Genomic DNA, 22794 nt, shown 5'->3' on the forward strand with positions numbered 1-22794 from the left:
TACCTCGTTCATCGGTCCCCAACCTCAGATGAACGAACATTGGGACCTCGCAGCCGCAGGACGAAATGTTGCGCGCGAACGACAGATCGTTTGGCTAGGAAGAGATACGCTTGCGGATATCGCGGACGAGGCGGTCCGAAACCCGTTCCAGGGACGAGAGCTCTTCTAGTTCCTCGTTCGTGCCGCGTACGCCCCCGTAGGTGGCGAGGAAGGCGCGAGCCGCCGGCCAGGCCGGATTGACGCGCTCTACAAGATCCAGCGGCATCCCGGCTTCAGCTTCGCCGGGTTCAATGACCCGGTAGAACCATCCACTGCGGGCCGATGCGACAATCGCCTTCACAATGCCTCGGACGCCGAGATGCTGCTCGATCGTCGCACAGGGCTGGCGGGGCTGGGTGACCTCGATCAGCGCGCTGCCCAGCCGGAATCGGTCGCCGATGCAGACATCATGCTCGGTCAGGCCGGTAGTTGAGATGTTCTCGCCCATACTTCCGGGCTCGCAAAGGCGGGGCAGGGGACCAAAGTGCTGCGATAGCCAAGCATAATTCTCCGCCGGGTAATGGTGGAGCGCCATCGGCGGGTAGCCGTGATATTCGCGGTTGACCTGCACGTCGCCGGCAATGCCGCGCTCGCCGATGGAAACTGCGCCTGCTAGCGCCGCCTTCTCGATCCCACTGCGCTTGCCCGAGGGCAAGTCCCGCGCGGCGCCGGCGCAGAGAGCCGAAACGATCACGGTCATTCTGCTACTCTCCGCATTGTCAGGGCGATCCAGTCGCGCATGGTGCCGTCGGCTCCTTTTCCGGGAAACACCTCGACATCCGCCAGCGCGAAGCCTGCATCGCAGTAGGCGTCCTCGATCCATCTCCTGTCGGGAAAATTGTGCAGCCGGCCCAGCAGGTCCCGCCCTTCGCCGGTGCCGAGCTTGTAGCTGGCATAATGCCACCCGCCCGGCCTCAGCGCGCAATGGACGGCGGGGAGGATGGAGCCCAGCTCCGCGCGCGAAGCGTGAAGCAGGCAGGCATGGGCCCATATCGCGTCGTATTCCTCTATCGCGTCGAGCTGATCGAAAGTCATCAGCCGCGCGCCGATATCGAAGCGTTCATTGGCCTTGCGGACCATCGCCTGCGTGCCGTCGGTCGCATCGAGATCGAAGCCGCGCTCGACGATGCGCGCGGAATCGCGTCCACCACCGCAGCCCAGTTCGAGCACCCGAGCACCCGGTTTCAGTCGGTCGAGAAAGCCGTCGAGGTGGCGGCTGGGTGCCTGCCCGAAGCTCAAGGTATAACGCGGGGCGTTGTCTTCGTAATAGGCGATGGTCGCCGGGTCGCTCATTCCGCAGCGGCAGCGGCGGCAGCCTCGCGGTCGCGCTCGGCCCGGGACTTCTTCTCGGCGGCGGTCTTGAGCTGGCCGCATGCGGCGTCGATATCGCGTCCGCGCGGAGTGCGGACCGGGGCGCTGATGCCGCCGTCGAAAACGATCTCGGCGAAGCGCTTGACCCGTTCCGGCGTCGAGCATTCGTACGGCGCGCCGGGCCAGGGGTTGAAGGGGATCAGGTTGACCTTGGCCGGCAGCTTGTACTCGCGGATCAGGCGGACGAGTTCGCGGGCGTTCTCGTCGCTGTCGTTCTTGTCCTTGAGCATGATGTATTCGAAGGTGATGCGGCGGGCGTTGCTGGCACCGGGATAGTCGGCGCAGGCCTGCAGCAATTCCTCGATGCCGTACTTCCTGTTGATCGGCACGATCTCGTCGCGGATTTCCTTGGTCACCGCGTGGAGCGAGACGGCTAGATTGACCCCGATCTCCTCGCCGCACTTCGCCATCATCGGCACGACGCCGCTGGTGGACAGCGTGATCCGCCGCTTCGACAGGGCGAGGCCATCGCCGTCCATGACCAGCCGCAGCGCGTCACGGACATTGTCGAAATTATAAAGCGGCTCGCCCATGCCCATCATGACGATGTTGGTCAGCAGGCGACCGTCGGCGGTGTAATGGCCCGCATCTTCGGCATCGTCGAGGCCCGCCATCGACCCCTTGGGCCACTCGCCCAACGCGTCGCGCGCGAGCATCACCTGGCCGACGATTTCGCCAGGTGTCAGGTTGCGCACCAGCTTCATCGTCCCGGTGTGGCAGAACCGGCAGTTGAGCGTGCAGCCGACTTGCGAGCTGACGCACAGCGTACCCCGGTCGGCGTCGGGGATGAACACCATCTCGAATTCGTGGCCATCATCGGTCTGCAGCAGCCACTTGCGCGTGCCGTCGACCGAATGCTGCGCCTCGACCACATCGGGCCGGCCGATTACGAAGCGTTCCGCCAGCCAAGGGCGCATGGTCTTGGCGATGTCGGTCATCGCCTCGAAATCGGTCACCCCGCGATGGTAGATCCAGTGGTAGACCTGCTTGCTGCGCAGCTTGGCCTGCTTGGCGTCGAGGCCCGCTTCTTCCATCAGCTCGGCAATGCGCGCCTTGGGCAGGCCCATGAGGTCGACACGGCCATCGGCGCGCGGCGTGATGTCGCGCGCAACGGGAACGGGATCCACCTGTCCGGGGATCGGCATGAGCTGGGTATCGGCCATGAGACGCGCGCATATAAGGGCAGGGCGGGGTGAAATCCAGCATCCTTCCTGCACCGCACGTGCGCGTCACGCGCGTATAGGCCAACGAGCCCGCAGTTCCCGAGACTCATCGTGCGAGGCTAACGGATCAGCGCAACAATGTTACTCAAATGCAACATATTCCTGTTGTGTGAGGTTCATGAAACTTCGCAGGCGGTCGGCCATTCTACCGGTCTAGCGCAGGCAAGGGCCTGCAGGACGAATGGAGTACCAACAATGAAAAAGTCAGTCGCAATCCTTCTCGCCGGCGCCGCCATGGCCGCCGCCGCCCCGGCCGCTGCCCAGTCGGTCGACGATTCGCCGTTCACCGGTTTCCGCGCCCAAGGCGTGGTCGGCTACGACACAACCAAGGCCGGCAGCAGCGTCGACGACGATGCCAATGTCGATAACGACCAGTCGGCCGAAGGTGTCGTCTATGGTGCCGCCGTCGGCTACGACATCGATCTCGGCGGTGTGGTGATCGGCCCCGAAGCCGAATACACCTGGTCGAGTGCCAGCACCGAGTTCGAAAACGGCGACTTCGAAGGCTTCGGCTTCGGCAATGTTTCGGCCGACCGCGACCTGTATGTCGGTGCACGCATCGGTACCCGCATCGGCGACGAAGCCCTCGCATATGTGAAGGGCGGCTACACCAACGCCAAGTACAACATCCGTTCGAGCGACGGCACGACCACCTTCGACGAAGACTACGATGTCGACGGCTGGCGTCTGGGTGCAGGCGTGGAATATGCCATCAACCAGAACATGTTCGTCAGCGGCGAATATCGCTATTCGAACTATTCGGAAGCTGAAGTCGACTTCGACGGCACCCTACCGGACAGCGAGCGCTTCAACGTCGACCTCGACCGTCACCAGCTCATGGTCGGTCTCGGCGTGCGCTTCTGACCGCGTTGCCCGAAACGGGAAAAGGGACGGCCGGGCATCGACCCGGCCGTTCTCATGTCACGTGCGCGCGCAGGATACCGTGGCTGCATCCATGGCCGTCGCGGCTCCGACGAGATTGTACGTGTTGGAAAAGCGTCGCCCGGAGGTGTCGGTCGCACTGACGGTCATCTGGCCCGCAGACCGCATGGCCGCGACGATCGCCGCATCCATCGCCCGGTCCTTGGCCCAGGCATCTCCACCGCCGCCGCTCAACCCGAACCGCTGCCCGCCGATGATCAGTGTGATCGGGCGATCGGGCTGCAACTGGCGCGAAAGCCTGAAATGCACTTGCCCGCGTACCTTCCGACGCGGCCAGGTGCCGATAGTTGCATAGGGATCGTAATCGCGCGCCAAATTGCTCGGGGCCGCCTTGGCGATGGCATAGCAGCGCGGTGCTGCCGGATCGCGGAAAGCCCCCCATTCACCGAATATGCCAAGCGATTGCCTTGCCGCTGCCGGAGCGACGATCACGAGCAAGGCGAGCGACGCAAGCGCGGCTTTGAATTGAAGCGATCTAGACATACCGTATGGCGATCACTTCCCACTCTTTCTCGCCAGTGGGAAGCCGGACACTGCGCAAATCCCCCACCGTCGCGCCCTTCAGCGCCCGCGCCATCGGGCTGGACCAGCCGATCCGCCCCGCCGAGGCATCCTGTTCGTCATCGCCTACCAGTGTGACGGTACGATGCCGATCGTCCTCGTCCGCCAGAGTGACGGTCGCCCCGAAAAAAGCGCGGTCCTTGTCGGGCTGCCCGGCCGGATCGATCACCCTCGCGTGTTTCATCCGGCGCGAGAGGTGCGCCAGTTCGCGATCGATCTCCCGCATCCGCTTGCGGCCGTACAGATAATCGCCGTTTTCGCTCCGGTCGCCATTTCCTGCCGCCCAGCTCACGATCTCGACAATCTCCGGGCGTTCCGTGCCCAGCAGGTGATCGTAACGGGCCTTGAGCGCGGCGAAGCCGGCGGGCGTGATCGGGTAGGAAGGTGATTTCACGATGCGGCTGCTAGCGCAGGAAATCCCCGGCCATGCGCGGGCGACCGCCGGTCGCATTCTCGGGATAGAGCTGTTCATACACGGCAGCATTCTCGATCACGCGCTGTACGTAGTTCTTCGTCTCGAAGATCGGGATCTTCTCGATCCAGGTCACCCAGTCGATCCCGCCGCTGCGCGGATCGCCATTGGCCCGCAGCCACTTGTTCACATTGCCGGGCCCTGCATTGTAGGCGGCAACGGCCAGCGGATAGCTGCCGCCGTAATAGTCGAGCATCCGCCGGAAATAGCCGTCACCGAGTTGCACATTGTAGCTGGGGCTGTCGATCAGGTCCGCACTCAGATACTGGAGCCCGAGCTTGCCAGCCTGTTCGCGGGCGGTCCCCGGCATCAGCTGCATCAGCCCTCGCGCACCGGCGTGACTGATCGCATTCTGGGCGAACTGGCTTTCCTGGCGGGTGATCGCGTGGACGAAGGTGAAGTCCACGCCGGGCGGCAATTGCAATCTGGGAAAACCCTGAGCGACGAACTGGCTGTGCCCGTCCGCCCCGGCCGCTTCGGCGACATTCACCGCCAGGTCCCGCCGCCCGATTTCGCGGGCGAGATCCACCCGCAGGAGATGCTCCTCCGGCGTATCGGCGGCATTGGCTATCTCGCGGTAGAACTGGATACCGGTCCGCCACGGCGCATCCCGCGCCACTTCGCGCACCGCCTTGGTCAGGGTCGCCTGGTTGAAAGCTGCCCGCTGTTCGAAGGTCGGCTCGCCGACGGTGCGGCCCGCAAGGGATGGCATGGGGCGCCCCAGCTTGGCGAGGGCCAATTGCCCGTAAAAACGGTCGGCGTACTCGGCCGCTTCACTGTAATACCGCTGCGCCGCCGCCCTGTCGCCTGCGCGTTCTGCGGCAAGACCGGCCCAGTAAAAGCCTTTCGACCGGGTTTGCGGCGTCTGCGCAGCCGCCCCGTAACGGTAGAACAGGGGCGCAGCCCTGCCACCATCGCCGAGGTTCCAAAGCGCATTGGTGCCGCCGAGCCACATGAGCGAAGTGTAATCGTCGCGCGTGCGGTAGCTTTCCTTGCGGATGTCGGTTCCGGGCGCGAAAACGTCGTCGACCGAGCCGGCAATCCGGACCGAAGGCTCCGACCCGGCGCCGCGGGCGACGCGCAGCATTTCCCCGACCATGGCTTCCGCATCGAAGGCCGGGCCATCGAAACGCGGGCGATTGGCAAGCACGTCGATGGCCATCGGCATATTGCTGCCCGAGCGGTAAAAACGGGCCAGGTTGTATGTGTAACCGGCATCGCGGCGCGCTTCTCCAGGCACGGCGAGGCCATTGCTCTGCGGCAGGGAGCCCTGCACGATGGCCAGCCGCGCCATGAACAGCTCGCGCTTGGCGCCCGAGACATAGTTCATCGAGCGCGCGGCGCCCTCGGCATCGCGTTGCCACAACAGCGCGTCCATCCGGGCATCGTGGTCGTCCTGCGTGAACCGTGCGCCAAACTGGCCTAGCAGGTACACTTCCGACGCGCTGCTCATGGTGCCGCCACGCCACGCACCGCGAGCCGCAGCGAAGGCATCGTCACGACCGAGCGATGCCAGCGCAAGCGCGTATCGCGCCCGGGCCGGATTTGTCAGCGGGGGATGACGGTCGAAGAAAGCCACCAGCCGTTCGGCTCCGATAGCCTGTTCGCCGAGTGATTTCTCTGCCCGTTCGCGCAGCTTTTCCGACTGTGGGAAATCGGGATAGGCCAACAGGAAGCCGGCATAATCCTCGAACGGCAGGCCTTCGCGCCCGATGAGGTATTCCCAGCGGGCGATGACACTCGCCATCTGGCTCGGCTGCTGCGCCACGAGATCCGCGCGGGCGCGATCCCAGCTGGCCGGGTCTGCAGCCATCAGGGGCGGGACGATGGAGGTGAGGGCAATGAGCGAAACGGCGAGAAACGGCTTGCGGGTCATGCTGGACATCCTGTCCCATGTCTCCTTATCAGGCACTGAACGGATCAGCCGCGCATACATGCGGTGAAGTTACGTGATTCCCTTCGGTCAAGAAAGGACCATTCACAATGTTTTCGGGCTCGATTCCCGCTCTGGTGACTCCTTTTCGCGACGGGACGTTCGACGAAGCGGCTTTCCGGCGGCTCGTGGACTGGCAGATCGACAACGGGTCCAGCGCGCTGGTGCCTTGCGGAACCACCGGCGAAGCCTCGACGCTCAGCAATGCCGAGCATCACCGCGTGATCGAGGTATGCATCGAACAGGCGGCGGGCAGGGTGCCGGTAATTGCCGGTTGCGGCAGCAACGACACCCGCAACGCGCTGCTGCATATGAATTTTTCCAAGAAAGCCGGGGCCAAGGCCGGTCTGTGCGTTGCGCCCTACTATAATCGGCCGAGCCAGGCGGGGCTGATCGCGCACTTCAGCTTCCTCGCCGAAAACAGCGATCTTCCCATCGTGCTTTACAACGTGCCTGCGCGGACCGTGACCGACCTCGAGGACGAGACGGTCGTGGCATTGGTCAACAAATATCCCGACCGGATTGTCGCCATCAAGGATGCGAGCGGCGACCTGTCGCGGGTGGCCGATCACCGCATGGGAATCGGGCGCGAGTTCTGCCAGCTGTCGGGCAATGACGAGTTGTGGTTGCCGCACTCTGCCGCTGGCGGGCGGGGATGCATCTCGGTCACCGCCAATGTCGCGCCCGCCCTGTGTGCGGAATTCCAGGATGCCATTGCCGCCAACGAGCTGAAAAAGGCCCGTGAACTGAACGACCGGCTGTTTCCGCTGCATTACGCCATGTTCAGCGACGCCAGCCCCGCGCCGGTGAAATACGCGCTCAGCCGGGTCCACGACTGGTTGCGGCCGGAAGTTCGCCTGCCGCTCGTCGAAGCGAGCGAGGCCTCGCGGCGGGCAGTCGACGAGGCGCTGGAGATCGCGGGACTGGTCTAGCGAAGGGCGGGATAAGCTCTTTCCCTGCAGCCTGTCAGTCCCTACATGCGCCATCCTTATGGCACGCCCCAAGCCCGAGACGTTCGACAAACAGAAAACCGTTGCCGAGAACCGGCGGGCGCGGTTCGATTATGCTGTGGAAGACAAGTTCGAGGCCGGCCTTGCCTTGCAGGGCACCGAGGTCAAGGCCCTGCGCGCTGGCGAGGCTACCATCGCTGACAGCTATGCCGAAATCCGCGACGGCCAGGCTTGGCTGATCAATGCCAACATCCCTGAATACAGCCATGGAAACCGGCTCAACCACGAGCCCAAGCGTCCGCGCAAGCTCTTGCTCCATGCGCGCGAGATCGAGCGTCTGCTGGGCGCTGTCGAGCGCAAGGGCATGACCCTGATCCCGCTCAGCATCTATTTCAACAAGACCGGCCGGGCCAAGGTCGAGCTCGGTTTGGCCAAGGGGCGGCAGGCGCAGGACAAGCGCGAATACATCAAGGATCGCGACTGGAAACGCGACAAGGCCCGCATCATGCGTGAAAAAGGCTGACGTCGCCGATTGCGGCACTGGCGAATGCGGTCGGCCCCCCCATATCGACGCGGATACACGGTTGGCGGGAAATCGCGGCAGTAGCGCTTGCGATTGCCGTGGCGTCAGCCCATGGGCAGCGTGGACATTATGAGCGGCAACAAGACTTTCCTGGCGGACCTGATCCGGCGTTACCTGCCGCCGATGCCGACGCGCGAGGAGATGGCGGGTAACAAGTATCTCGCCCCGATCGCCCACCGCTTCCTCAGCCCTGAGTTATGGCGCTTTACCCGCCGCTCAGTGCCGCGAGGCGTCGCGCTGGGGCTGTTCTGCGGCTTCATCATCCCTATCGGGCAGATTTTCCTGGCAGCATTTCTTGCCCTGCCGGCGCGGGCCAATGTCCCGCTGGCGGCCTTGGTCACTTTCGTGACCAATCCCTTCACGCTGCCGTTCTGGTTGGTGGTGGCCAAGGGGACGGGTGAACTCGTCCTCAATACCAAGGTCGCCATGGGTATCGACACTGTCCAGCATCTGGCCGAAGACGGCGGTTGGCTGGCACTCGGCTTCGAGCTGGCCGGAGTTACGGCCTTCGGCTTCGTGGTGCTCGCCATCGTCACTGCCGCAGCGGGCTATGTCGTCTCCGGACTGATGTGGCGCTTTATCATTCACCGGCGCCGGGCGCGGAGGCTACGACAGATGGAGCGGCGTCTCGACCGGCGACTGGAGACCGAACAGCAATGAACCTGGCGGGGGCGAACGAACCGGGCGCCGGCAAGCCTACGGCGTGGTTGTGGCTGGCGGGGGCTCTGGCCATCAGCGTGGCGGCAACCTGGCTGGCGAGCGGCATGCCCCTGCTGGCAGTGGCGTATGCCGGCGGGCTTGCGACGCTGCTGGCGCTGGGTTTTGCACTCAACAAGGTGCGACCGCCTGCCCGCGCAGACATTCTCGCACCGCCGGACTGGTCGGTAACCGTGGCGGCGATCGAGCGTCCCGACATGGCTGTGGCAATCACGGACCGGGCCAACCGGCTCGTCTGCGCCAGCGGGCTATTCGCCGACCAGTTCGGCACCTCGAAGGCCCCGCCCAACCTGCAGGTGGACGGCCCGTCGCTGGAGACGTTGACGAGGATCGCCCGCGAAGCCTGGCGGGACGGCGGCGCCATGGCCGAGCGTATCCGCAGCGGCGACGGGCAGCGCGCCTGGCGTGTCGAAGCCGAACGGGCCGGTCGGGGAGACGACTATCTTGTCTGGCGATTGCAGTCGCTGGCAATGGAAGATGCGGCGGAAGGCTATGCACGGCAGATCGCTGGCGACCTTGGCGCGGTCCTGTCGCGGGCCGGGATCGAGGCGGCGATCGTCGGACCGGACGGGATCATCCGTGCGGCGGCTCCGGGCTTCGCCGAGCGCGCCTCCGGGGATCGCAAGGCGACGCTGGCAGGGCAGGAGTTCGCCGCGCAGCTCCGCAGCGACGAGTACGATCGCATCTATTTCGCCCGCGAAGGCAAGCGTGGCGCCCCGCATGGCTTGGTCCATGTCCCGCTCAATGATCCTGCCGAGGAAAAGGGCGCTGCCGCCGACGAGGCACTGTCCCTGATGTTGCTGCTGGAACCCGGTACTGCCCTTGGCGGTCAGGACGATGCTGCGGCGGTGAAGGGCAACGCGACGCTCCAGCTGGAAGCGCTGGTCGGGGCATTGCCGCTGGGGCTGGCGATGACCGACCGCGACGGGCGCTTCCTCTTCGCCAACAAGGCCTTTCTCCGGGCCGTCGGCCGGGAAGGGCAGGGGCTGCCGCAATACCCGAGCGATCTTGCGGTCAAGGACGACAAGGGGGCTCTGGCCGACGCTGTCAGGCGTTACGCGAAGGGGCCGGTGACGAGCGGCGACATGGCGGTGCGGTTCCGTGCCAGCCCGGAAGAACCGGTCTCGCTCGGTCTTGCAGGCGTTCGCGGCCTTGGCGATGCGGCGGTACTGCTTAGCCTTGCCGACAGCACGGAAGAAACACGGCTAAAGCGGCAGGTTGCGCAAGCGACGAAGATGCAGGCCGTCGGCCAGCTCGCCGGCGGGGTCGCACACGACTTCAACAACGTCCTCACCGCGATCATCGGCTATTGCGACCTCATGTTGCTGCGGCATACGCCCGGCGACAGCGATTACGACGACATCCAGCAGATCCTTGCCAATTCCAATCGCGCCGCAAGCCTCACGCGCCAGCTGCTCGCCTTCAGCCGCCAGCAGACCCTGCGGCCGGAAGTGCTTCAATTGCCCGACGTGGTGAGCGAAGTGCACCAGTTGCTGAAGCGGCTGGTCGGCGAGAAGATCGAATTTACCGTGCGTCACGATCGCGACCTGGGCGCGGTCAGGGCGGATCCGCGGCAGCTGGAACAGGTCATCGTGAACCTTGTCGTCAATGCCCGCGATGCGATCCAGGCATCCGGCAAGGGCAAGGGCAAGCTGTCGATGGCGACCCGGCGGGTGGCCGCGCGCGACGTCCGCTCGATGGGGTCCGATATCCTTCCGGCAGGGGACTATACCGCGCTGATCGTGCAGGATACCGGCGGGGGAATCCCCGACGACGTGCTGCCCAAGATCTTCGAGCCGTTCTTTACGACAAAGGAGCAGGGCAAGGGCACCGGGCTGGGCCTTTCCACCGTATACGGTATCGTCAAGCAGTCGGGCGGTTTCATCTTCGCCGACAATATCGCCGGAACCGACGGGCGCACTACAGGTGCGCGGTTCACCATCTATCTTCCCGTCCACCACGGCGAGGTCGTTGCCGAGGCGAGGAAGCAGGACAACCAGACGCCGTCGCGAAGCTGGTCGGGCGGGGGACGCGTGCTGCTGGTCGAGGATGAGGATATGGTCCGGGCGGTCGCGGAACGCGCACTGGCGCGTGCGGGCTACACTGTCACCGCCTGTGCGGACGGAGAGGAAGGATTGGCCGCCATCGCCAATGGAGGGACCTTCGACCTCGTCGTTTCGGATGTCGTGATGCCCGGAATGGACGGGCCTGCCATGGCGCGTGCCATCCGCTCTGTCGCACCGGAAATGCCGTTCCTCTTCATGTCCGGCTATGCCGAAGAGCAGTTACGCAAGGATATCGACATGGAAAACATGCATTTCCTTGCCAAACCTTTCAGCGTGCAACAGATTTCGGAAAAGGTCGGCGAGGTCATGGCGCAGGCACGATAACAGAATGATACACAGTCTCATTCACTCGCGGTAAATCCGCAAGGTTGGACAGGCGATGGTCTTGAAGGGGAGGGCCCGATGAAATTTCCGCTCAGCTTGACCGGTGCCGCCGTACTGGCGCTCGCCTCGGCCGCAGTTGCCCAGTCGTCCACCGAGGAGACTGCACAAGGCGATGTCGCCGTCACCATTTACAACAACGATATCGCCCTGGTGCAGGACGTGCGTCCGCTGCCGATCGGATCGGGGCGAAGCAGGATAGAGTTCCCCGATGTCTCGGCCCGTATCCGGCCCGAAACGCTCAGCTTCAATGCAGCCGATACCACCATCATAGAGCAGAACTTCGACTTCGACCTGTTGACCCCGCAGAAGATGATGGAGAAGGCCGTCGGGCAGACCGTAACACTCGTTCGCACCAATCCGGCGACGGGCGCGGAAACGCGCGAGCGGGCGGAAGTCTTGTCCACGACGGGCGGCGTGGTGATCAGGATCGGCGACAGGATAGAGGTGTTGCGCGATGACGGGCTACCTGTCCGTGTCGTGTTCGACCGTGTGCCACCCAATCTGCGGGCGCGCCCGACATTGTCGGTCAATGTCGATTCCACCCGCGGCGGTACGCGGCCCGCACAGATACGTTATCTCACGGCCGGCCTGGGCTGGAGCGCCGACTACGTTGCGCTTTACGACGAAGGGCGGGGCACTATCGACATGCAGGGCTGGGTCACGCTGACCAATTCCACCGGTACGACCTTCACTCAGGCGGACACCTTGCTGGTAGCGGGCAGCCCAGGGCAAGGCGGATACTCCAGCCGTGCTTTCGCGCCCGGCATGACCAGGGCCGGAACCGAAGCCGCCGACCGGGAGCAGCTCGGCGATTTTTACCTTTATCCGATCGCCGGGCGGACGACGATCGCGAACAACCAGACAAAGCAGGTGAGTTTCCTCGACGTGCAGGCGGTACGCGCGCGCAAGATTTACGCGCGCACGGTCAACTGGATGCAGACCGACCAGTCGCCGGTCAACGTTTCCACCGCGATCTCATTTTCGTCGAGCCGCGAAGGGGGACTGGGTGACGCGCTCCCCGCAGGCACGGTGCGGTTTTACCAGCGCGACAGCCAGGGTTCGCCCCAGTTCATCGGCGAGAACTACATCGGCCACACGCCGATGGGCAGCGAGCTGACGCTTTCCACCGGCGATGCATTCGACATCTTCGTTAAGGCCGAGGTCGAGAAGCGCGAGGAGATAACCTCGACCGAATGGGAAAAGACCGAGCGGTACCGCGTCATCAGGAAAGGCGAGGTGCAGGAAGTGGTCGATGTCGAGCGGCCCAAGCGGTTCTACCGCACAACGATGCGCTATACGCTGACCAACGCGAAGGCCAGCGCGGTAGAGGTGGACCTGACCGCCACCAACCTCATGCGCGGCTGGTGGAGCGACGATTACCGCATCGTCAGCGAAGATATTCCCGGCCAGCAGCTCAACTGGGATAGCAGGAAGTGGGTAGTACCCGTCCCGGCCGAAGGCGAGCGGGTCATCCGGGTCACTTACGAAACACGGTACTGAAGAGAGAGGTGATGCGGGGCATCGCCATCCTTTTGCTTTCCGGTGCAGTATCGCTCCCGTCGGCCCCGCTTGCCGCGCGGGACGTTGTCGAAGCTTCGGTGGCACAACGCGTCGCCGTGACGGTCTATCGCGACCCCAACCGGGGCGAGGGCGATCCGATGCAGACCCAGTTTCCGCAAGGTTTCGCGATGATAAGCGAAACCCGCGAGGTGCAGCTGCCCCCGGGCGAATCGACGATCCGTTTTACCGGCGTTGCCGAGGGCATGGTCGCCGTGACCGCAATCGTGACCGGGCTTCCAGGTGGAACGATCGAAAAAAACCGCAATGCCGATCTCCTGAGCCCCGCAGCACTGGTGGACGGAACGCTCGGCAACCGGGTCAAGATCACGCGGCTGAACCCGGGGTCGGGCGAAGCGAAGACCGAGGAAGCTGTCGTTCGCACCCGGGCCGATGGCGGTCTCGTGCTCCAAACGAGCGGCGGGTTCGAGGCGGTGCGGTGCTCCGGCCTGCCGGAAAAGCTGACTTTCTCCTCGATTCCCGGCGGATTGAGCGCGCAACCGGTGTTCTCGCTCGACACCAACAGCCCCCAGGGCGGTACCTACACGGTAACTCTGACCTACCTTGCCTCCGGGTTCGACTGGCAGGCGCATTACGTCGGCACATTCCTGGAAGAGCAGGCCCGGGGAAAGGTGAAATTCGGGCTGTTGAGCTGGCTTACCCTCCTCAACGACAACGGACAGAGCTTTGCCGACGCCGAGCTTATGGCAGTGGCCGGCCGACTGAGCGTGGTCAGCGATTTCGACGCCATGTCGGAACCGCCGCAGGGAAAGCCTCTCCGGCTTGCCTGCTTTCCTTTCGGCAGCACGGCCGCCGGTTCGCCTGTCCCGTACTACCCACCAACCGAACTCTATGGCTACGACATCGAGATGATGAAGGCCATGGAAGACGGGGCCATCGTCGTGACCGGATCCCGCGTTGCAGCTTTGGCGCCCGCTCCGCCGCCGCCTCCACCGGCCGTCATGGAAGCCCGCGAAGAACAGCTCGGCGACTTGAAGCTTTACCGTGTGCCCGCGCCCGTGACAGTCAACGCAAAGGGGCTGAAGCAGGTTGCTTTCCTCAACAAGGACTCGGTCGAGGGCACCTTGCTCTATGCGGCATATTGTCTCGCAGAACACAGCGACATGCTGTCGCTGGCGCAGCCGGATTGGCTTTTGTCGCCCACCGGTATGATCCTCGAAACGAAAAATGACGAAAAACACGGCCTTGGAGTGGCATTGCCGACCGGGGGCATTTCGGTATTCGAGCCCTCCGCGCGTGGCGACTTGCTGCTCGCCGAAGACTGGTTGCGGGATTACGCCAAGGGACAGGATGTCGAGATTGACCTCGGCAAGAGCGAGCTGGTTCGGGCCGCGTGCGGGCGCGAGATTTCGGGCTCGGCGGCGAAACCGGGCGTGTGGCGAACGCTGGGCGCACGGCTGGCCAATGCGCGCAGCAACCCGGTCATGGTGCGGGTCTATCTCGGAGCAGAGGCGACAGAGCAAATCCGCGGAACGCGTTCGGTCCCCAAGGTCAAGGACGGCAGCTACTACATCGACGTCGAGGTACTGCCCGGATCGACGCAGGAAATCCGCTGGCAGAGGCGCGCCCGCGGGTGACGCCAGCATCCTGAGAAAAAACTTCTTGTTCCTCACTTGTTCTCTTGGAACAAATGCGGTACACGCTTCAACAGTTGAAAGGCAGATCGGTGCCGGTGGCAACTGACGGAGGTGTGTGACATGGCGGCGGAACTCAAACTGGTAGACAAGGAATCCAACGTGGACCGTCAGAAGGCGCTTGACGCAGCACTCGCCCAGATCGACCGCGCTTTCGGCAAGGGGTCGGCGATGAAGCTGGGCTCCAAGGAAGCGATGAATGTCGAGGCGATTTCCACGGGCTCATTGGGGCTCGACATCGCTCTCGGCATCGGTGGCTTGCCCAAAGGCCGCGTGATCGAGGTCTATGGGCCGGAAAGCTCGGGCAAGACCACGCTGGCACTGCATGTGATTGCCGAAGCGCAGAGGAATGGGGGCACTGCGGCATTCGTGGATGCCGAACATGCTCTCGATCCTGTCTATGCCAAGAGGCTCGGCGTCGACATCGACGAGCTGATCGTGTCGCAGCCGGATACCGGCGAACAGGCGCTCGAGATTACCGATACGCTTGTCCGTTCCAACGCGATCGACGTGCTGGTGGTCGACTCCGTGGCGGCACTGGTGCCGCGTGCGGAAATCGAGGGCGAGATGGGCGACAGCCATGTCGGACTTCAGGCTCGCCTGATGAGCCAGTCGTTGCGCAAGCTGACCGGCTCGATCAACCGTTCGAAGTGCATGGTGATCTTCATCAACCAGCTGCGCATGAAGATCGGAGTGATGTACGGCAATCCGGAGACCACGACCGGCGGCAATGCGCTCAAGTTCTACGCGTCGGTCCGGCTCGACATCCGCCGCACCGGCCAGATCAAGGACCGTGACGAGGTGGTCGGTAACACCACCCGCGTGAAAGTGGTCAAGAACAAGGTCGCTCCGCCGTTCAAGCAGGTCGAATTCGACATCATGTATGGCGAAGGCATCTCGAAGATCGGTGAAATCCTCGATCTGGGCGTCAAGGCCGGCGTGGTCGAAAAGTCCGGTAGCTGGTTCAGCTACGACAGCATCAGGATTGGCCAGGGCCGCGAGAACGCCAAGCAGTTCCTGAAGGACAATCCCGAAATTTGCGACAAGCTCGAAGCCGCCATTCGCGGCAAAACCGAGGAGGTCGCCGGGGGGATGATGGCCGGTCCTGACGCGGAGGACTGAGACTCGCCTCTCAAGGGGTGCCGCTGCTTCGTACGCACCCGCCCACATGGAAAGCCGGCACGGATAGACCCTTATCCGTGCCGGCTTTTCCGCGTATTGCCTCCTTCGCTATCTTGCAGCCGGCGGGTACAGCGCTAACCCGGTGCCTGAGGAGTGAGCTCGAGCATGACCGACAAGGCAGCATGGCAGGGACAGGTAGGCGATACCTGGGCCAGCGAATGGATCCGGACCGACCGCAGCTTCGCCGCACTGACCGAAAGGCTCCTCGCCATAGCGGGTGCTGCGCCGATAGGGCGCGCGCTCGACGTGGGGTGTGGCGCCGGCGAACTATCGTTGGCGCTCGCACGCGGCAATCCGTCGGCCGAAATCATCGGGCTCGATGTCAGCGAGGCTCTTGTCGAGAGAGCAAGGCAACGCGGCGCCCAGCTCCCCAACGTAGCCTTCGAATGCGGGGATGCGGCCACTTGGGACCGCGCCGGTTGGCACGCCGATCTCGTGATTTCGCGACATGGTGTGATGTTTTTCGACCAACCCGCGGCTGCCTTTGCGCATTTGGCGCAGGTCGGTGGCCCGGGATGCCGACTGGTGTTCTCGTGTTTCCGCAGCCCCGCCGAGAACCCATGGGCGAGTGATGTTGTCGCTTTGCTCCCCGGCGGCGCGCCCATTGCCGCCGGCGACCCCGCTGTACCAGGACCCTTCGCCTTTGCCGATGCCGTCCGCGTGCAGCAATTGCTGGCAGAGGCCGGCTGGGGCGCCATTTGCATCGATCCGGTCGATTTCGCATTCGTTGTGGGTTCCGGACCCGATCCCGTCGCTGACGCGATGGGGTATTTTGCGCGCATCGGCCCCGCCGCTCGCGCTGCGGCGGCGCTCGGGGACGCGGAACGTTCCCTCTTCGACCAACGCCTGCGGCGCTACCTGGAACGGCACGTCAGCGGCTCGATCGTCGCGCTGTCGGCGGCCGCCTGGATTGTGACCGCAAGGATATAGCCTGCCGTCCGTCGCAAGCCGCGACCGATTCCCCGCTTGTCGCGCAGGCCGCAAGTCCCTAACTCGCGCGCATGCACTCGACGAACGACATCCGCCGCAGTTTTCTCGACTATTTCGCCGTCACCGGCCACGCCGAGATCGCGTCCGCGCCGCTGGTTCCCTACAACGATCCGACCTTGATGTTCGTCAACGCGGGGATGGTTCCGTTCAAGAATGTCTTTACGGGCCTTGAATCCCGTCCTTCACCGACCGCCACGAGTTCGCAAAAGTGCGTGCGGGCCGGTGGCAAGCATAACGATCTCGACAATGTCGGCTACACCGCACGCCATCACACCTTCTTCGAGATGCTGGGTAATTTCAGCTTTGGCGACTATTTCAAGGAACAGGCAATCCTTCATGCCTGGACCTTGCTGACCAAGGAATGGGGGCTCGATCCGGATCGCTTGACGGCGACGGTCTATCACACGGACGACGAGGCTTTCGCCCTGTGGCAGAAGATTGCCGGGCTGCCGGACCATCGTATCATCCGCATCCCGACCAAGGACAATTTCTGGGCCATGGGCGATGACGGCCCCTGCGGGCCTTGTTCGGAGATTTTCTTCGACCATGGCGAGCATATCGCCGGAGGTCCGCCGGGATCGCCCGATGAGGACGGCGACCGTTTCGTGGAGGTCTGGAACCTTGTGTTCATGCAGCACGAGCAGGCCGGGGGCGAGATTATCGGCGATTTGCCCAACAAGAACATCGATACCGGCATGGGCCTCGAGCGTATCGCCGCGGTCATGCAAGGCGTGCATGACAATTACGACACCGATACCTTCCGCTCGCTGATCGGGGCTTCGGAAAGCCTGACCGCAGTTCGGGCGGAGGGCGAACACAGGGCCAGCCACCGGGTAATCGCGGATCACCTGCGCTCGACCAGCTTCCTTATTGCCGACGGTGTGCTGCCGTCTAACGAGGGCCGCGGCTACGTGCTGCGCCGGATCATGCGGCGGGCCATGCGCCACGCCCACTTGCTGGGCGCCAAGGAACCGCTGATGCACCGGCTCGTGCCCGCGCTCGTGACCGAGATGGGGCAGGCCTATCCCGAACTGGTGCGCGGCCAGCCCTTGATCACCGAAACGCTGGAACGGGAAGAAACGCGTTTCCGCCAGACGTTGGAGAAGGGCCTTCGCCTGCTGGATGATGCGACAGGCAGTATGGGCGAGGGCGATACGCTTGACGGCGAGACGGCGTTCAAGCTCTACGACACCTACGGTTTCCCCTACGATCTTACCGAAGATGCCCTGCGCTCGCGGGGCATTGCGGTCGACGATGCGGGCTTTGCTGCCGCCATGGAACGGCAGAAGGCAGCGGCGCGCGCGGCCTGGAAAGGGTCGGGCCAGGCCGCCGACAGCGAAGTGTGGTTCGATATTGCGGAGCGTGAAGGCGCAACCGAGTTCACCGGCTACACCTCGACCAGCGGCGAGGGCCGCGTCGTCGCACTAGTCAAGGATGGCGCCGAAGTCGAAACCGCAAGTGCAGGCGATACCGTCATCGTGCTCACGAACCAGACGCCGTTCTACGGCGAAAGCGGTGGGCAGACCGGTGATACCGGGACGATGGCTTCGCCGGCCGGCCTGCGGGTCCGCGTGACCGACACCGGCAAGCCGCTCGGCCGATTGCACACGCATTCGGCAGTGATCGAGGCAGGGGAAGTGCGCAAGGGCGATACGCTCCACCTCGAGGTGGACGTGGCCCGGCGCGATCGTGTGCGTGCCAACCATTCCGCGACCCACCTCGTCCACGCCGCCTTGCGCAATCGTCTGGGCGGGCATGTGACCCAGAAGGGCTCGCTTGTTGCGGAGGACAAGCTGCGGTTCGATTTCTCGCATCCCAAGCCCCTGACCGACGAAGACATTGTCGCCATCGAGGCAGAGGTGAATGCCGAAATCCGCGCCAATGAAGCGGTCAGCACCCGGCTGATGCCCCCGGACGATGCCGTCGCCGCCGGCGCGCTGGCCCTGTTCGGCGAAAAATATGGCGACGAAGTGCGCGTGCTCAGCATGGGCAGCAAGGCGGATGGCGGCCGCAACTATTCGGTGGAATTGTGCGGCGGTACCCATGTCAGGGCCACCGGCGACATCCAGCTTTTCCGCATCGTTTCCGAAAGCGCAGTGAGCTCTGGTGTACGCCGCATCGAGGCGCTGACCGGTGATGCCGCCCGCCAATGGCTCGTCGCCCGGGAAGAGGCGCTCAAGGCCGCAGCCGGTGCGCTGCGGACCAATCCCGAGGACGTGGCCGATCGCATCGCCGCACTGCTTGACGAGCGCAAGCTGCTCGAACGCGAACTGGCGGAGGCCAAGAAGCAGCTTGCGCTGGGCGGGGGCGGTTGTGCCACCGGTCCTCAGGACGAGACCATCGGCGACGTCACTTTCAGCGGACAGGTCTTGCACGGTCTTGACCCGAAAGACCTGCGTGGCCTGCTTGACGAGGCCAAGAAGCGGATGGGCAGCGGCATTGCCGCGATTTGCGCGGTCAACGATGGCAAGGCAGCCTTCGCTGCGGCGGTGACGGACGATCTCACCGGCCGCTTCAATGCCGTCGAGATTGTTCGTGCCGGGGTCGAAGCCCTGGGCGGCAAGGGCGGGGGCGGGCGACCCGACATGGCGCAAGGCGGCGGCCCGGACGGCGCGAGGGCCGGTGAAGCGATCGAAGCGGTTCGCAGATTGCTGGCGGCAGTTCCCGCCTAGGCTGCGGCGCTATCCCTGGATAGTGCTGGTCCGCAACTTGGGCTTGTGCGCCAGACCCGCATCTTCCTGGATCTGGTCGCGAAACTCGTCGCGCTTGGCGTGGATCGACGCGATCACGGGACCCATCGGCACACCGATATCTGCGAGCACGGCTTCAGAAAGTTGCAGCGAACTTTCTAGGGTTTCCGGCACGGCATGGCTCGCCCCGGCACGATACAGGTCGGCCGCATGCTGGCTGTCGCGGGCACGGACCACGATAAGCAGGTCGGGGTGATCCTTGCGCAGCTTGGCGGTCAGCCGTTCGGCAAGCACCGGTTCGTCCATGGTGAGGACGACGGCAGGTGCACGGTCCAGCCCCAGACGCCCGAGCGCTTCGCCCCGCGCGGCATCGGCGAAAACCGCGCGGTAACCCTGCCGCCGCGCTTCCACGATCAGGTCGGCATCGCTGTCCACCGCCAGGTAGGCGCGGCCATGCGCTTTGAGCATGTCGGCCACAAGCATTCCGACGCGCCCGATCCCGACAATGATGACCCGTGGCTCGTCGATTCCCAGCTCCTCGTCGCTGGCAGGCATGGGCTCCACCCGTCGCCCAATCGCGCGACCAAGTTTGGCAAGCAGGGGGGTGATGGTGAGGCCGATGGCTGTGACGATCTGCCAGAACTGCAACGTGCCGGGCTGGATCAGCAGGGCGGAGCCGGCTGCGGACAGGATGATCAGCGTGGTTTCCGAAGGGCTGGCCATCAGTATGCCCGTCTCTGCAGCAGTCGAGCGGCGTGCGCCCATCAATCGCAGCAACAGGCCTGTCACCAGCGCCTTGAACGTCAGGACGAGGACGACTGCTGTCACGATCGGCCAGAAATTCGCCCAGATACTGGTGAGATCGATGCTCATTCCCACGGTGATGAGGAACACGCCGAGTGCGAGCCCCTTGAACGGATCCATGATCTGCTCGACTTCCGTGTGGTAGTCGGTCTCAGCGATCAGCAATCCGGCGATCAATGCGCCGACGATTGGGGAAAGGCCGGTCGCGCCCGTGGCAAGGCTCGCCCCGATCACGACCAGCATCGAGACGGCCAGGAAAAGCTCCGGGCTCTTTGTACGGGCGGCCTGGGCGAAAAGCGGCGGGAGGGCGATCCGGCCCAGAACCAGCAGCACCGCTATGACCAAACCTCCTTGCCACAGGGTCTGCAACATCCCGCCCCATCCTTCGCTTTCGGCATAGGGCGCGAGCGCACCGAGGATGAAAATGATCGGCACGATCATGATGTCCTCGAACAGCAGCATGGAGAGAGCCGCCCGTCCGACAGGAGAGCGCGTTCCGGATATAGGCAGCACGATCGCGGTCGACGAAAAGGCGAGGGCAAAGCCCAAGGCCAGGGCTCCGGTCCAGAACTGTCCCATCATGGCAAGGACAGCGGCGATGCAGCTGCCGATGACCAACACCTCCATGGCACCGAGGCCGAACACAAGCCGTCGCAGGGTCCAGAGGCGTTTGAACGAAAGCTCCAGACCAATCGTGAACAGCAACAGGATTATGCCGAAGTCGGCGAAGGGTGTTAGTCCCTCAGGGTCGGATATGGTGAAATAGCTGAGCCATTCGTACTGGAACACCAGCCCGCCCAAGCCGAATGGTCCGACGAGAACGCCGATAAGAATGAAGCCGATGACCGGTGTTATGCGGAAGCGGGCGAAAGTGGGGATGACGATACCCGCCGCGCCAAGGATAACCAGCGCGTCGGACAGCATCGGGGACATGGTGACTTCGCCGGCCATGGCTCTCCTATAGCGACCGTTCCGGCAAGGTCACCTCCCGCGCGCATGTTTCGCCGTTGCTATCCGCCCCTTCCGGCATGCGGGCCCATGTTCGGCGCGTCGCTTTCCTCCCCTATCCGCGGCGAGACCTGGCCGACCCGCTTGTCCCATTCGATGCGATAAAGGTCGAACCTGCGGTCGGCGAGGTTCTGGACCGTACCTTCGGCGCGCGCCCAGCTCAGATCGGCAAGATTGACGTCGCTGATGGTCAGCGTCTCGACGTTCTCGCTCGCCTCGGCGGCTATCCCGTCGCGCGCGAACGGGAAATCGCAGGGCGTCAGGATGCAGCTTTGTGCATACTGGATGTCCATGTTGGCGACATTGGGAAGATTGCCGACATTGCCGCTCATCACGACATAGCACTGGTTCTCGATGGCCCGGGCCTGGGCGCAGTAGCGTACCCGCATGTAGCCTTGGCGGCTATCCGTGCAGAACGGCACGAAGATGATGCGCGCGCCTTCGTCGACCAGACGCCGCGCCAATTCCGGAAACTCGGAATCGTAGCAGATCAGCACGCCGATCGGACCGCAATCGGTCTGGATTGCGTCGATGCTGTCGCCGCCCTTGATGCTCCACCAATAGGCCTCGTTGGGGGTCGGGTGGATTTTTTCCTGCGCATGGACCGAACCGTCGCGCAGGCAGACGTAAGCGACATTGTGGATGTCGCCATCTTCCATCCGTGTCGGGTGGCTGCCGCCGATGATGTTGATGTTGAACTGCAGCGCCATCTCGGACAACCGCTTGCGGATGCGAGGCGTATAACGGCTGAGCGCTTCGATGGCCTCGACGCTGCTCAACTCCTTTTCCTCTGCCGAGAGCAGCATCAGCGTGAACAGTTCGGGAAAGACGATGAAGTCTGCCTCGTAATCCGCTGCGACATCGACGAAATATTCGACCTGCCGCATGAATTCGTCGAAGTCCTTCACCGCGCGAGCCTGCAGCTGGCAGGTGGCGATGCGGACGCTTTCGACTCCGCGCGGCAGGCGATGCTTGGGCGGTGCGTCGCTGTCGACATAGGGGTTGCGCCAGACCATCTTGACGGCGTTGGTCTTCGACGGGCGATCTTCGGGGAGGTAGCCCTTGAGGATGCCCATCGGTTCGAAGCCGTTGGCGAGCTGGAAGCGCAGCACCGGGTCGTGGATCTTCCCGTCGATTACCAGTTGCAAGTATTCTTCCGGGCTTTCGGCACGGTTCCGTTTGCGCCGCTGCGCCTTGGCAAAGCCGGGCATTCGGCCGCCGAAGACGATCCCGGTGAGGTCCAGTCGCTCGGCAAGCGCGCGGCGTTCCTCGTAAAGCCGCCGCCCGATGCGGGTTCCGCGCACATTGGGATCGACGCACATCTCGTAGCCGTAAAGCCAGTCGCCGGTCGGATCGTGACGGCTGCCGAAGCCGTTTCCGGTCACTTCTTCCCAAGTGAGATCGGCCAGCGCAACGCGCTCGTCGAGGCGCATGGTGGCGCAATAGCCGACGACTTTCCCGTCGAGCTTGGCGATGAAACACCCGTCGGGATAGTTGTTCAACTGGCCGCGGATTTCGCCGTGGGTGTAGGCGGGCAATTCGTCATAGGCGCGTCGAACAAGGTCGGCGATGGCTCGCACATCCTTGTCTTTGGCGGGTCTGATTTCCAGGCGGGCCTTGCTGCGGGTGTCGGTCATGTTGTGAAGGTAGCCCCCTGAATCGAAAAG

Annotated in this window: 18 protein-coding genes; 10 read left to right on the forward strand and 8 right to left on the reverse strand. The window is 63.9% G+C overall.

Annotated elements, in window-relative coordinates; translation table 11 throughout:
- Positions 1-94 precede the first annotated feature (94 nt).
- Genes WAB17_RS10420 through rlmN form a run of 3 tightly spaced genes read right to left on the reverse strand, consistent with a single transcriptional unit; the run spans position 95 to position 2573 of the window.
- Positions 95-739 (reverse strand): MOSC domain-containing protein, encoded by a 645-nt coding sequence (locus tag WAB17_RS10420; protein WP_435417281.1) that lies wholly within the window; start codon positions 737-739, stop codon positions 95-97.
- Positions 736-1332 (reverse strand): class I SAM-dependent methyltransferase, encoded by a 597-nt coding sequence (locus WAB17_RS10425; protein WP_435417282.1) that lies wholly within the window; start codon positions 1330-1332, stop codon positions 736-738. The genes WAB17_RS10420 and WAB17_RS10425 overlap by 4 nt, the downstream gene beginning before the upstream one ends.
- Positions 1329-2573, reverse strand: a complete 1245-nt coding sequence (gene rlmN, locus WAB17_RS10430; protein WP_435417283.1) for a 23S rRNA (adenine(2503)-C(2))-methyltransferase RlmN — start codon at positions 2571-2573, stop codon at positions 1329-1331. The genes WAB17_RS10425 and rlmN overlap by 4 nt, the downstream gene beginning before the upstream one ends.
- A gap of 255 nt (positions 2574-2828) precedes the next feature.
- Between rlmN and WAB17_RS10435 the strand changes: the two genes are divergently transcribed.
- Complete coding sequence (locus tag WAB17_RS10435; RefSeq protein ID WP_435417284.1) at positions 2829-3497, forward strand: outer membrane protein; 669 nt, start codon at positions 2829-2831, stop codon at positions 3495-3497.
- A 57-nt stretch (positions 3498-3554) separates the two neighbouring features.
- Here the strand turns inward: WAB17_RS10435 and WAB17_RS10440 are convergent, their stop codons facing one another.
- Genes WAB17_RS10440 through WAB17_RS10450 form a run of 3 tightly spaced genes read right to left on the reverse strand, consistent with a single transcriptional unit; the run spans position 3555 to position 6484 of the window.
- Positions 3555-4058: a hypothetical protein gene (locus tag WAB17_RS10440; RefSeq protein ID WP_435417285.1), complete on the reverse strand. Its 504-nt coding sequence runs from the start codon at positions 4056-4058 to the stop codon at positions 3555-3557.
- Positions 4051-4530: a transcription elongation factor GreB gene (gene greB / locus WAB17_RS10445; protein WP_435417286.1), complete on the reverse strand. Its 480-nt coding sequence runs from the start codon at positions 4528-4530 to the stop codon at positions 4051-4053. Before greB ends, WAB17_RS10440 begins: the two co-directional genes overlap by 8 nt.
- Before the next feature lie 10 nt (positions 4531-4540).
- Positions 4541-6484, reverse strand: coding sequence for a lytic transglycosylase domain-containing protein (locus WAB17_RS10450; protein WP_435417287.1), 1944 nt, complete (start codon positions 6482-6484; stop codon positions 4541-4543).
- A gap of 107 nt (positions 6485-6591) precedes the next feature.
- Here WAB17_RS10450 and dapA point away from each other — a divergent pair, with 107 nt between their 5' ends.
- The 9 genes from dapA (at position 6592) to alaS (ending at position 19297) form a co-directional block, all read left to right on the forward strand.
- Positions 6592-7473, forward strand: coding sequence for a 4-hydroxy-tetrahydrodipicolinate synthase (dapA, locus tag WAB17_RS10455; RefSeq protein ID WP_435417288.1), 882 nt, complete (start codon positions 6592-6594; stop codon positions 7471-7473).
- Positions 7474-7531: 58 nt separating this feature from the next.
- The gene (smpB, locus tag WAB17_RS10460) at positions 7532-8014 is read left to right on the forward strand and encodes an SsrA-binding protein SmpB (RefSeq protein ID WP_435417289.1); all 483 of its coding nucleotides are present in this window, start codon (positions 7532-7534) and stop codon (positions 8012-8014) included.
- A gap of 129 nt (positions 8015-8143) precedes the next feature.
- Positions 8144-8734, forward strand: coding sequence for a DUF2062 domain-containing protein (locus tag WAB17_RS10465; RefSeq protein WP_435417290.1), 591 nt, complete (start codon positions 8144-8146; stop codon positions 8732-8734).
- A complete protein-coding gene (locus tag WAB17_RS10470) occupies positions 8731-11181 on the forward strand; it encodes a response regulator (protein ID WP_435417291.1) in 2451 nt (816 codons plus the stop codon). Before WAB17_RS10465 ends, WAB17_RS10470 begins: the two co-directional genes overlap by 4 nt.
- Before the next feature lie 78 nt (positions 11182-11259).
- Positions 11260-12741 carry a DUF4139 domain-containing protein gene (locus tag WAB17_RS10475; RefSeq protein WP_435417292.1) on the forward strand — a complete coding sequence of 494 codons (1482 nt, stop codon included), beginning with the start codon at positions 11260-11262 and terminating at the stop codon, positions 12739-12741.
- 11 nt (positions 12742-12752) lie between these two features.
- Positions 12753-14396 carry a DUF4139 domain-containing protein gene (locus tag WAB17_RS10480; RefSeq protein ID WP_435417293.1) on the forward strand — a complete coding sequence of 548 codons (1644 nt, stop codon included), beginning with the start codon at positions 12753-12755 and terminating at the stop codon, positions 14394-14396.
- Positions 14397-14516: 120 nt separating this feature from the next.
- On the forward strand, positions 14517-15575 hold the full coding sequence (recA, locus tag WAB17_RS10485) for a recombinase RecA (protein ID WP_435417294.1): 1059 nt from the start codon (positions 14517-14519) through the stop codon (positions 15573-15575).
- A gap of 165 nt (positions 15576-15740) precedes the next feature.
- Positions 15741-16565, forward strand: coding sequence for a class I SAM-dependent methyltransferase (locus WAB17_RS10490; RefSeq protein WP_435417295.1), 825 nt, complete (start codon positions 15741-15743; stop codon positions 16563-16565).
- Between the two features lie 71 nt (positions 16566-16636).
- Positions 16637-19297, forward strand: coding sequence for an alanine--tRNA ligase (alaS, locus tag WAB17_RS10495; protein ID WP_435417296.1), 2661 nt, complete (start codon positions 16637-16639; stop codon positions 19295-19297).
- A 9-nt stretch (positions 19298-19306) separates the two neighbouring features.
- Here the strand turns inward: alaS and WAB17_RS10500 are convergent, their stop codons facing one another.
- Complete coding sequence (locus tag WAB17_RS10500) at positions 19307-21070, reverse strand: cation:proton antiporter domain-containing protein (protein WP_435417297.1); 1764 nt, start codon at positions 21068-21070, stop codon at positions 19307-19309.
- Positions 21071-21129: 59 nt separating this feature from the next.
- Positions 21130-22764, reverse strand: a complete 1635-nt coding sequence (locus WAB17_RS10505) for a GNAT family N-acetyltransferase (RefSeq protein WP_435417298.1) — start codon at positions 22762-22764, stop codon at positions 21130-21132.
- Between the last annotated feature and the right edge of the window lie 30 nt (positions 22765-22794).

Origin of the sequence: Parerythrobacter aurantius, from assembly GCF_045291475.1 — a bacterium.
GTDB classification, from domain to species: domain Bacteria; phylum Pseudomonadota; class Alphaproteobacteria; order Sphingomonadales; family Sphingomonadaceae; genus Parerythrobacter; species Parerythrobacter aurantius.